A 10,860-nucleotide genomic window follows, 5' to 3' on the forward strand; every position below is an offset into this window, starting at 1 on the left:
AGTGTTCTGTCGCCTTGAAGTTCCTCTTCCGGAAATGGCACAAGTGCGGCAGTTGGCGAAAGCCAGTCTATCATTCATGAGGTGACGGAATTGTCTTTGAGCCGGAGGTCTTTCCTTGGCGGGATGACCGTTGCGCTGGCTGGTACCCGCTTGCCAGCAGCGACACACGAGTTGATCCTCGCGCCCCAATCGATCAAGGCGCACCTTGCTGGGTACGACGTGTCGATGTTGGGCTTCAACGGTGGTCTGCCGGGCCCAGAAGTCAGAATGCGACAAGGACAAACCGCCCGCATTACCCTCGATAACCGATTGGAGGAGGGCGCTCTCGTTCACTGGCATGGGTTGCGGGTTCCAAATCGGATGGATGGTGTCAACGTCCTCACTCAGGATGTGGTCATTCCGGGCGACTCGTATCGTTATCAATTCGGCGTCCCGGATGCCGGCACGTATTGGTATCACTCGCATTACCTGTCTTACGATCAGGTCAGCCGCGGTCTTTTCGGCGCCTTCATCGTCGAGGAGCAAAATGCGCCAGCTGTCGACCATGACATCGTTGTTCAGTTCTTCGATGTCTTGTTGGATCAGTCCGGACAGTACGACGAAGGGTTCAACCCGGCTCATTTCGCGACCGAGGGCCGTATCGGCAATACGGTCACGGCGCTTGTTTCCAATGGAACCAGCAAGAATGTGAGACAAGGCGACCGCCTGCGCTTGCGCCTGATAAATCCCTCTATCGACAGGGTTTACCGTGTCGGGCTGGACGGTCTGGCAGGCAAGATCGTTGCACTGGATGGTATGCCCCTGGCGCAGCCACAGACACTCGAACCCATCCTCCTAGCTCCGGGGCAAAGATGCGATGTGATTGGTGATGCGACCGGGCCTATTAGATTTGACGACAGCTTTGGAGAGCGGACGTTGAGCCTTGGCGAAATCGCTGTTTCCGGCTCTCGTGAGCCTGCGAAAGCGCCCATCACCGCGTTGCCCGCCAACCGAATGCCCGCCCCGCAAGACCCCGGCCAAACCGCGGAGCTGGTGCTTCAGGGAGGTGCGGGAAGCGCGTCCCACAACGGCACAGGGACGTGGGCGCTCAATGACGTATCGGGCCTGCCTCGAACCCCTTTCCTATCCGTCGCGCAGGGGACGACCGCGCGCATTTCGATCCGCAACGAAACCGGGTTTCCACACGTCATGCATCTGCATGGCCACCATTTCTGGGAACTCGATGCGGCGGGGAAAGCCGGTCCATACCGGGACTCGACCTATCTGGATATCGGCGAGACGCGGGATATTCTCGTCGTCTTGGGCAATCCGGGATCCTGGATGCTGCATTGCCACATGTTGAGCCACCAAGCCGACGGTATGGCAACGTGGATCAGAGTCGGCTGAGGGTCGAGACGGATACATACCGTTACAAATCTCTGAATGATAACAGGCCTTTCGCCGTCTACGTAACCTGACAAGCGAGAAACAGGTCCATCGACTGCCAATGGGAGCGTTCATTGACCCTGACACCAAAATCTCTCGGCATGACTGCGGCGGCAGGATCAGCCGCCTTGCTGTTGGGGGCCTTCGTTTTCCAGGCTCTTGGGTACGCGCCGTGCGCAATGTGCATCTGGCAACGCTACCCACACGCAATCGCCATTGGAATGGGCGCTCTGTTGCTCTTTGCTCTGCCGATTTTGCCAATCCTGATAATCGGTGCCCTGTCGGCACTCAGCACATCCGCGTTGGGAGTGTTTCATACCGGTGTCGAGCGCGGCTGGTGGGAGGGACCGACTTCTTGCACGGGATCCGGCCTCGATGTTTCCCAAATGTCGGTATCGGAATTGCTACCCTCTGCCAGTTCAAATGCGTCCAATCTTGTTCTGTGCAGTGAGGTTGTCTGGGAATTTCTGACGTTGTCCATGGCGAGTTGGAACGCGATCCTAAGCGGTGTCCTTGCTTGCCTCTGGTTGGTCGCGATCGCAAGACATCAAAAGGTTCGGTGGCATGGGGTCGCGGACGTTTCTTGAATCGTCCCGCATTCATCGAAAACAAACAAAGGGCTTCGCTTCATGGTTACAAGACGACACTTCCTTGCACTTTCCGGCTCGCTGTTTTCAGCTTCTCTGAGTTCGCCAGCATTCGCTAAGACCTGGCCGTCAACAGCCGAAAAAGCAGCTTGGGATGCGCAGATCACGCCCGCCAACTATGACCCGGCAACAACCAACCCATGGGGGCTGCATCCCAGGCTGCTGCCGCAACGCGTTTTGGCGAATGACGGTTTGCGCCCGGGTGACATTCACGTCGATGCGATCGCGCGCTATCTGTACCATATCGAGGAAGGTGGCACCGCGATGCGATACGGGGTGGCGATTGCCAAGGGCGATCTCTATGAACCCGGCACCTATACGATCCGCCGAAAGGTCGAATGGCCGCACTGGACGCCAACGCAGTCAATGATCGAACGCGATCCGGAGGCTTACGAGCGGTTTGCCGACGGTATGGAGCCCGGCCCCAACAATGCCTTGGGCAGCAGGGCTTTGTATCTATTCGTCGGAGATCGGGATACGTACCTTCGAATTCACGGAACGCCGAGCCCTCGCAGCATTGGCGGCCGGGCCAGTTCGGGATGCGTGCGCATGGTGATGGCCCACATCAATGATCTCTATCCGAATGTCGCTGTCGGATCGACGGCGTTCCTTTACTCGGCCGAAGACAGCGTTACCGCTCGAAGCTAACCTATTGCATCTTTGGCTCACACGCCGAGGACTGCGTCGTGCAGGGACATCTTCCAATGAATTGTTGGACGAACACTCACGGCTGTGTCGCAAGTGAACTTTCGAACTGTGCGATCGCTACGGATTTATCGTCCTCATCGTTCTCGAACAGCTTTGTGGTTCGCACGCCCGGCAACTTGCCAAAATCCGCCATCAGGCGCTTTGGAAAAAATGTGCGTCCGATGGATTCAAATCCTGGTAATTGTCTGAGTACCGCGGAGGTACTGGCACTACAAAAACCGGAAGCGGCTGGGCCGCTGGCAATTGCAAGCCGCAAGGCCTGCTCCGCGACTTCGGGGGACACATCGATCTCTTGCATGACGACGTGGTAGGTCTCCCGTGCATGAGCCCGTGCGTAAAAATCGGCCACTTGTGGAGTAATGCCATAAAGCACATCTCCCCGTTCCGGTACCGCGCTCAGCCGGACCGTTCCTGCCGGATCGAAGATAACGCGCTGCGACCCATTGATCATGACGCTGCTATGCGCACCCGCCCCGGATCTGTTGCTGATCATGGTGTACAGCGTCAGCGCAGCCGGTCCGTCGTGACGGTAGGATGCACTACTGATGACTTCGGCTGAAGCATCAGGGCGCATGTCGTTTCCTGCACCGCACCCCGCCAAAATCGCCACGGTTAGAACTGAGAAAATGCGATTGGAAAAGCGCACCTTGCAGCCTCCTGCCATGAGTTGAATGACTGAATTTTCGGGATATTCAGGGCCTCTAGCAATCTCGACATCAACTCTTCCGGATTTCACCTCTACCGAAACATGGGTTCGGTTTCGGTTGGTATACGGATCCTCGACACCTTTTTTTCTGGATATCGCATGTTTCAGATGAAGAGGAGCGTTCGCCCCGAATTGATTTGTCGCAATTTGTAACAGACCCCGCCTTTGTGACCTCGCGATACAAAACACCGGCTCGCGTGGCATTCCGCATCTGCAGGTGCCCCCCATATGCTGGGTATCGCAACACTGACACGAGGTGATCGAAATGAAACGCAACACTTTACTCGCTGCAATGACCCTGGCTGCAACCGCCCTTGGCGGTGCCGCATTCGCGGACGCCAACCACGGGCGTGGGGGACAATTTGGCGCCCAGAGCGGACCAGGCATGATGCAGAACGGTGGTCCCGGTATGATGGGGAACATGGGCGGAATGATGGACATGATGAAGCGCATGCACGGAAACATGATGGGCGCAGGCATGATGGGCGCAGGCATGGGCAGTGGTATGATGAGCCCAGGCATGGCTGGCGGCATGATGCAAATGTTCGACACTGATGGAGACGGCACAACGACGCCGGAAGAAATGCGCACGCAGCTGGAGGCCAAGCTTTCCGAGTTTGACAGCGACGGGGATGGAAGCCTCTCGATTACTGAATTTGAAGCTCTCCACAGCGCGATGATCCGCGAAATGATGGTGGATCGCTTCCAACACCTCGATGCCGATGGCGACGGCGCGGTGACGCCGGAAGAGATGGCCGCTCCTGCCGATAGGATGGAGCGGATGCAGATGATGCGGTCGAATATGGCAGATGCGCCTGCGCGGCCTGGCAACGGTCAGGGCATGGGCAACGGCTCCATGATGCAGGACAACTGAGCCAATGGGTGCCGGTTTTTTTCCGGCACCCGTCCTCACAACCCCAAAACCATTCGCGGTCGGGACATTGAACCGAACCGCGACCTGAACCGTTTAGCCTCGGTATGCCAACAAATAGAGACACGGAAAGGAAAATTCCCATGGCCTATACCTATGATCGCGTCCTGAAAGACACCAAAATCGATGACGCAGAGATGCGTGTTCGGGATGCTTTGGCAGACAAGGGCTTCGGCGTTCTGACTGAGATTGACGTCAAAGCGACGATGAAAAAGAAACTTGATGCGGACATGCCGCCTTACCGCATCTTGGGGGCCTGTAATCCGGGCATGGCGCACAAAGCCATCGAGATCGAGCCTCGCATCGGTGCGATGCTTCCCTGCAATGTTATCCTGCGGCAACTGGACGGCGACACCGAGGTCAGCGCGGTCGATCCTGTCGCTTCGATGCAGGCGGTGCAGAACCAAGACCTGGACGCGGTCGCCGGCGAAGTCCGCGATCTCCTTCGGGACGCCCTCGACACCGCGTGATGGCGGGATGGGCGTTGGATGCCCTGTCGCAGATCGAGCGCCTTTAGCGGTGCTCGATCAATGCCATCTAATCCCCACGTAAATTCCTGATGAGGAACTCACCCAGTGCTGCCAGCGGGATTGCCATTTCCGGATATTGGAACCGACCTCTTCTCCTTCGACATCGGGGGGGTCACATTCGCACTCCGCTGGTACGCGCTAGCCTATATCTTCGGTATCCTGATTGGCTGGCGCATTTGTTCGAGTGCGATAAGCCGTCCCGCGCTCTGGACGTCAGCTGGACCGCCGCTTGACCGAACGCAGATCGAAGATCTTCTGACGTGGATCATCATCGGCGTGATTGCTGGTGGTCGCCTGGGCTTTGTACTGTTCTACCAGCCCGCATATTATCTCGCCAATCCCTTGGAAATTCTGATGGTCTGGCAAGGCGGCATGTCTTTCCACGGGGGGTTCGCGGGAGTTGTCATCGCGGCCTTGCTGTTCTGCCTTAGACAGAACGCGTCATTGCTCAGCACTGGCGACTTGCTGGCTTTGGCAACACCACCAGGCTTGTTTCTTGGAAGGCTGGCGAACTTCACCAACAATGAGTTGTGGGGGCGTCCAACGGACGTTCCCTGGGCGGTGATCTTTCCCGGCGAAGTCGCGCAGGCCTGCCCAGGGGTTAGCGGCCTCTGCGCCCGACACCCGTCCCAGCTGTACGAGGCGGTATTGGAGGGGCTCATTCTTGGAATACTGCTCATTTATCTCGCTTGGGGCCGGGGCTGGCTGAAAATGCCCGGTGCCTTGGCTGGCGTGTTTCTGACCGGCTATGGTCTTGCCCGAAATTTCGTCGAGATGTTCCGGCAACCGGACCAGCAGTTCGTGACGGAAGATAACCCAATTGGCCATGCGCTCCACTTTGGTGAGTGGGGTTTGACCATGGGCCAGTTGCTCTCCATGCCAATGGTGCTGGTCGGGCTGGCGTTGATCGTGTTCGCCCGGCGGGAACGGGGCCGGACAGCGCCACCCCGCAGAGCCGCAATGTAATCGCCGTACTGATCTCTCTTGACCCTCCTGTGGATGGAAGCCCCAAGCAAGAGAAGCATTCTCGGAAAGGACCGCAAAATGAGCACCCCCGACAGTTCTGAAACCACAGCAGCTTCCTCGGTATTCGTTTGCCCCATGCACCCTGAGGTGCGGCAGTTTGAGCCCGGCAAATGTCCGAAATGCGGGATGCATCTCGTGCCGGAATCGGAGCTCGAGCTTCATTCCGCACATGATCATCACGACCACCACGCGGGTGCCGCGCCGGCGGATGGCCGATATGATCTGGTTCCCACTGGACATGATGGTCCCATTTACACCTGCCCGATGCACCCTCAGGTGCGGCAGCCTGATCCGGGCGCGTGTCCGATCTGTGGTATGGGATTGGAACTGGAATCCGGTGTGCCCGGCGATGAAGGTCCAAATCCCGAACTGGTGGATTTCACACGGCGGTTCTGGGCCGGCACAGTCCTGACGATCCCGCTCCTTGTCCTCACGATGGGGCCATTCGTCGGTTTCCCCGCAGTCCGGACGTTTTTTGGCGAAAGCACTACACAATGGATCGAATTGATCCTGGCAACGCCAGTGGTCTTGTGGTGCGGCTGGCCGTTTCTGGAACGCGGATGGATTTCCTTCCGCACATTGAACCTCAACATGTTTTCCCTGATCGGCATGGGCGTTCTAGCCGCCTGGCTCTTCAGCGTCGTTGCCGTTTTCGCACCGGACATATTCCCTGATGGGTTCCGAGACTCCGAAGGCCATGTCGGCGTCTACTTCGAGGCGGCGGCGGTGATCGTGACGCTCGTGCTGCTCGGTCAGGTGATGGAATTGCGCGCCCGTGAAGGAACCGGCAAGGCGATCCGTGCGCTACTCGATATGGCCGCCAAGACCGCGCGGGTCATGCGGGACGATGGCTCCGAAGAGGAGATCCCGCTCGAGGACGTACAGGTCGGCGACCGGCTGCGCGTACGGCCCGGTGACAAGGTGCCTGTCGATGGCGTGGTTCTGGACGGCCGGTCCTCGATCGACGAAAGCATGATCTCCGGTGAACCTGTGCCGGTCGAGAAGACCGAAGGCGACCCGGTGACCGGTGCGACGATCAACGGCACTGGCAGCCTGGTGATGGAGGCGACGCGTGTTGGGTCCGACACGATGCTGGCTCAAATTGTCGAGATGGTGTCGAACGCGCAGCGCTCGCGCGCCCCGATCCAGAAATATGCCGACAAGGTGGCGGGATATTTCGTTCCGGCCGTCATCGGTATCGCGGCCCTGTCCTTCATCGCCTGGGCGATCTGGGGACCCGCGCCTGCGCTTTCCTACGCATTGATTTCGGCGGTGGCGGTTCTGATCATCGCTTGTCCTTGTGCGCTTGGCCTGGCGACACCGATGTCGATCATGACAGCGACAGGACGGGGCGCTCAGGCAGGGGTGCTGATCAAGAACGCCGAGGCGTTGGAGCGGTTCGAGAAAGTCGATACCCTGATCGTCGATAAGACCGGCACGTTGACGATGGGCAAACCGCGGCTTGTCGACGTACTCCCGCAACCCGGCCACGACGAAGCCGAGGTCTTGCGTCTCGCCGCATCGCTTGAGCGCGGATCGGAGCACCCCTTGGCCGAAGCGATCGTCAGGGGTGCGGAGGAGCGAGATGTCAAAATGGACGAGGCGCGGGACTTCGAGGCGGTCACTGGCAAGGGCGTCAAGGGGGTCGTTGACGGCAAAGCGGTCGCGCTCGGCAATCTGGCGATGATCCGCGAATTGGGGCTCGAGGCGGACGAGTTGACCGCCAAGGCCAATGCCCGCCGCGACGAGGGTGAGACGGTGATGTTCGTGGTGCTGGACGGCGACATTGCCGGTCTTGTCGCTGTCGCCGACCCGGTGAAGGAAACAACCCCTGCCGCCATCCAGGACCTGCATGAACTTGGGTTCCGGGTCATCATGGCGACCGGCGACAACGAGCGCACAGCCAAGGCGATCGGTGCCCGGCTCGGCATCGACGAGATCCGGGCCGACGTACTGCCCGAGGACAAGGCGCGGATCATCAAGGAATTGCAGGCCGAAGGTCACAAGGTGGCAATGGCCGGGGACGGCGTCAATGACGCGCCGGCTCTTGCACAGGCCGATGTCGGCATCGCCATGGGCACTGGTGCAGATGTGGCCATCGAAAGTGCCGGCATCACTCTCGTCAAGGGCAACCTCGATGGTATCGTGCGCGCGCGGCGGCTCGCCCGGGCCACCATGCGCAACATCCGTCAAAACCTGTTCTTCGCGCTGATCTACAATGCCTCCGGCGTGCCGGTCGCAGCGGGAGTTCTGTTTCCCTTCTTTGGCATCCTCATCAGCCCGATGTTTGCTGCCTTCGCCATGAGCGCATCATCGATCTCGGTGGTGCTCAATTCGCTGCGTCTTCGCGGCGTTCGAATTTAGTAGCGCAACAGCGTTCGGACGAACCAAAATTAGAAGGGGACAATTTATGCAGAGCGAACAAGACACGTACCGCGAAGGGTCCATCAGTCTGGGCGGAGCCATTGCGATGGGAACAGGCGTGATGATTGGCGCCGGGATCTTTGCGTTGACGGGGCAAATCGCGCAGCTCGCCGGCCCTCTGTTCCCGCTTGCATTCATCGCCGGCGCGGTCGTCACAAGCTTCAGCGCCTACAGCTACATCAGGATGTCGAACAAATGGCCGTCCTCCGGTGGCATCGCCATGATTCTGCAGAAGTGCTATGGCACCGGAGCTGTCGCAGGCGGCGCCGCGCTGCTGATGGCGCTCAGCATGGTGATCGCGGAAAGCCTCGTCGCCCGGACCTTCGCCACCTATGTCTTGCGCCCTTTCGACATCGAAGGTGGCCCACTGGTCCCCGCTCTGGCCGTGGCCGTGATCGTTTTCGCCTTTCTGGTGAACATCGCCGGAAACCGCTCGGTCGGGCTGTTCTCGCTGATCATGGCAGCGATCAAGATCGGAGGCATAGCTCTGTTCGGCATCGCGGCCCTGTGGTCCAGTGGTTTTGCGTTCGCCGCGGCCTCCGAGACGCCTCAATCCTACGGTATAACTGGTTTCATAGCATCCACGGCGCTGGCTATCCTGGCCTTCAAAGGGTTCACGACGATCACCAACAGCGGGGCCGAGATCACCGAACCCAACCGCAACGTTGGCCGAGCAATCATGTTCTCGATCGGGCTCTGCGTCGTCATTTACCTGTTGGTCGCCTTCGGGGTTGGTTCGAGTCTGACGATCGAGGAGATCATCTCCGCGCGTGACTATTCACTGGCACAAGCGGCGCAGCCCGCCCTTGGACAAACCGGCTTCATACTCACAGTAGTCCTGGCTGCTGTCGCAACCGCGTCAGGCGTTCTGGCCAGCGTCTTTGCGGTGTCGCGTATGCTGGCGATGCTGACCGACATGGAAATGATTCCGCACAGCCACTTTGGTATGTCCGGCCCAATCCAACGCCACACGCTGGTCTATACCGTTGTCATCGCTTCAGCGCTGGCCGTGCTTTTCGACCTGGGCCGGATCGCATCCCTCGGTGCCTTCTTCTACCTTGTAATGGACATGATCATACACTGGGGCGTGTTCCGCTATCGTCGAACAGATGTGGGCGCCTCCGGTATCGTGCTTTTGAGTGCCCTGTCGCTCGATGCGATTGTACTGGCAGCTTTCACCGTGATGAAGCTTCAAAGCGACCCGATGATCGTTCTCTACGCCGCTGTCGGGATGATCGCCGTGTTCGCCTTCGAGCGCGTTTACTTGTCGAAGTGGATGGCACCGCAAGCTGCACACGCCCACGGTGATTAGCCTGCCGTCACCTGGCATGAAGAGCTGCGATGGCTTGTGCGCCGATCGTGATCAGCCCGACCGAAAAGGCAAACGCAGCCAAGGCAAGCAACATCACGCCCGTGTTCATGGGTAAGCGACGAACAACCGGTCCAAGAAATTCCGACGGCCCGAGAGCCGAGACGTAGAGCGGCAACGCGCTTATCATAGTCGCATAGAGGTAAACGCCGGAGATGTTCTCGAAAAACGCCGAACGCGCAAGAGTCGGGGATACAACCGCCAAAGCGGTTGAACGATTGCCGCCGAATGACCCGAACCAGTCGGCAGATAGAACGTATATAAGCACGTGGAGACCTGGAAAGAGAAGGGCTCTGAGCAAGACATCGACCAGCACGAAAAACGCCGTGTCTCTTGAGCCCGCCTTTGGTTGCGTCGTCATGGCGAACAGGAAAAAACTGACATAGTTGACGGCAAAAACCACGGGCAAACCGTTGGTCGTAACCTGCCTTAGAAAGCGCATTACTGCCGGTCCGCCGGCAGCAAGAGCCGGAGCAAAGCCCGGAGCCAGTAAGACATAGAGCAACAGGACCGGCAGTAATGCAGCGAAGCTGAACAGCAGGACATTTCTAACAAACTGAGCCGCGGGCATACTGATAGAGAAAAATCTATCCATTGAAATAGCCTGCCATGTGGGCACCACTAGGTCGATGATACGGGGCGTTGTTGTACAAGTCTGACGCCGCAGGATTCTCTTCGCGAACCCATGCTGTTAGGCGCATTCCATGAGCAACCCATCTCCCGCCCGCTATCATACGACCAACTGGTCCAGCTACAACGCATCGCTGAGCAAGCGGGGGTCCCTGCTGATCTGGGTCGACGAAGACATCACTTGGCGCGCGCCCTCACCGCCGCCCTCCTAGCCGGTACGATATCATTACTGTCCCCCTGCGTGCTACCTCTTGTGCCAAGTTATGTCTCCTACATGGCCGGGCGCACAGCCGCTAAAGGCGGGGCGGCTGCGGCCTCGCCGTTGCGCACCGTTTGACTGTCAATCTCGGCGACAAAATGGGCCATTTACCGGCGCAAAAAGGGGCCAAGGTTCGGGATAGCGGTGGCGCTCTGGCGCGTGTGCTCATCATATAGCTAACGCGTGTCAGAGCGCGCTGGCCGCA

General features: G+C 58.8%; 10 protein-coding genes and 2 pseudogenes. 10 read left to right on the plus strand and 2 right to left on the minus strand.

The annotated features are described in order from the left end of the window. Nucleotides 1-123 precede the first annotated feature (123 nt). The 3 genes from D4754_RS23080 (at nt 124) to D4754_RS23090 (ending at nt 2,720) form a co-directional block, all read left to right on the plus strand. The gene (locus tag D4754_RS23080) at nt 124-1,386 is read left to right on the plus strand and encodes a multicopper oxidase family protein (protein ID WP_121068488.1); all 1,263 of its coding nucleotides are present in this window, start codon (nt 124-126) and stop codon (nt 1,384-1,386) included. A 140-nt stretch (nt 1,387-1,526) separates the two neighbouring features. Beyond that, nucleotides 1,527-2,012 (plus strand): disulfide bond formation protein B, encoded by a 486-nt coding sequence (locus tag D4754_RS23085; RefSeq protein ID WP_100931433.1) that lies wholly within the window; start codon nt 1,527-1,529, stop codon nt 2,010-2,012. Between the two features lie 42 nt (nt 2,013-2,054). Beyond that, entirely contained in the window at nt 2,055-2,720 is a 666-nt protein-coding gene (locus tag D4754_RS23090; protein ID WP_012187180.1) for a L,D-transpeptidase, read from the plus strand. A gap of 76 nt (nt 2,721-2,796) precedes the next feature. Here D4754_RS23090 and D4754_RS23095 read toward each other — a convergent pair whose 3' ends face one another. Beyond that, nucleotides 2,797-3,354 (minus strand): hypothetical protein, encoded by a 558-nt coding sequence (locus tag D4754_RS23095; protein WP_233501482.1) that lies wholly within the window; start codon nt 3,352-3,354, stop codon nt 2,797-2,799. A 397-nt stretch (nt 3,355-3,751) separates the two neighbouring features. Here D4754_RS23095 and D4754_RS23100 point away from each other — a divergent pair, with 397 nt between their 5' ends. The 5 genes from D4754_RS23100 (at nt 3,752) to D4754_RS23120 (ending at nt 9,709) form a co-directional block, all read left to right on the plus strand. Next, nucleotides 3,752-4,360: an EF-hand domain-containing protein gene (locus tag D4754_RS23100; RefSeq protein WP_239521103.1), complete on the plus strand. Its 609-nt coding sequence runs from the start codon at nt 3,752-3,754 to the stop codon at nt 4,358-4,360. Between the two features lie 140 nt (nt 4,361-4,500). After that, entirely contained in the window at nt 4,501-4,887 is a 387-nt protein-coding gene (locus D4754_RS23105) for a DUF302 domain-containing protein (protein ID WP_007803435.1), read from the plus strand. A gap of 105 nt (nt 4,888-4,992) precedes the next feature. Next, nucleotides 4,993-5,913: a prolipoprotein diacylglyceryl transferase gene (gene lgt, locus D4754_RS23110; RefSeq protein ID WP_027238585.1), complete on the plus strand. Its 921-nt coding sequence runs from the start codon at nt 4,993-4,995 to the stop codon at nt 5,911-5,913. A 135-nt stretch (nt 5,914-6,048) separates the two neighbouring features. Beyond that, on the plus strand, nt 6,049-8,337 hold the full coding sequence (locus D4754_RS23115; RefSeq protein WP_420837229.1) for a copper-transporting P-type ATPase: 2,289 nt from the start codon (nt 6,049-6,051) through the stop codon (nt 8,335-8,337). A gap of 46 nt (nt 8,338-8,383) precedes the next feature. After that, nucleotides 8,384-9,709 (plus strand): APC family permease, encoded by a 1,326-nt coding sequence (locus tag D4754_RS23120; protein WP_121068492.1) that lies wholly within the window; start codon nt 8,384-8,386, stop codon nt 9,707-9,709. Between the two features lie 7 nt (nt 9,710-9,716). On the opposite strand, the gene D4754_RS23125 is transcribed toward D4754_RS23120, so the two are convergent. Beyond that, nucleotides 9,717-10,361, minus strand: coding sequence for a hypothetical protein (locus D4754_RS23125; protein WP_121068495.1), 645 nt, complete (start codon nt 10,359-10,361; stop codon nt 9,717-9,719). Nucleotides 10,362-10,470: 109 nt separating this feature from the next. Between D4754_RS23125 and D4754_RS23130 the strand changes: the two are divergent. Next, nucleotides 10,471-10,590: pseudogene (locus D4754_RS23130) on the plus strand (IS5/IS1182 family transposase); the annotation flags it as partial. Continuing rightward, nucleotides 10,590-10,715 (plus strand): annotated as a pseudogene (locus D4754_RS23135) (cytochrome c biogenesis protein CcdA); the annotation flags it as partial. The pseudogenes D4754_RS23130 and D4754_RS23135, both read left to right, overlap by 1 nt. Nucleotides 10,716-10,860: the final 145 nt, after the last annotated feature.

Source organism: Chachezhania antarctica (assembly GCF_003646465.1).
Lineage (GTDB): Bacteria > Pseudomonadota > Alphaproteobacteria > Rhodobacterales > Rhodobacteraceae > Chachezhania > Chachezhania antarctica.

Bases quoted from the DNA above. Each gene is read 5' to 3' on its own strand.
- D4754_RS23080 (WP_121068488.1), top strand. From the start codon at position 124: ATGACCGTTGCGCTGGCTGGTACCCGCTTGCCAGCAGCGACACACGAG.
- D4754_RS23085 (WP_100931433.1), top strand. From the start codon at position 1,527: ATGACTGCGGCGGCAGGATCAGCCGCCTTGCTGTTGGGGGCCTTCGTT.
- D4754_RS23090 (WP_012187180.1), top strand. From the start codon at position 2,055: ATGGTTACAAGACGACACTTCCTTGCACTTTCCGGCTCGCTGTTTTCA.
- D4754_RS23095 (WP_233501482.1), bottom strand. From the start codon at position 3,354: ATGCGCCCTGATGCTTCAGCCGAAGTCATCAGTAGTGCATCCTACCGT.
- D4754_RS23100 (WP_239521103.1), top strand. From the start codon at position 3,752: ATGAAACGCAACACTTTACTCGCTGCAATGACCCTGGCTGCAACCGCC.
- D4754_RS23105 (WP_007803435.1), top strand. From the start codon at position 4,501: ATGGCCTATACCTATGATCGCGTCCTGAAAGACACCAAAATCGATGAC.
- D4754_RS23115 (WP_420837229.1), top strand. From the start codon at position 6,049: ATGCACCCTGAGGTGCGGCAGTTTGAGCCCGGCAAATGTCCGAAATGC.
- D4754_RS23120 (WP_121068492.1), top strand. From the start codon at position 8,384: ATGCAGAGCGAACAAGACACGTACCGCGAAGGGTCCATCAGTCTGGGC.
- D4754_RS23125 (WP_121068495.1), bottom strand. From the start codon at position 10,361: ATGGATAGATTTTTCTCTATCAGTATGCCCGCGGCTCAGTTTGTTAGA.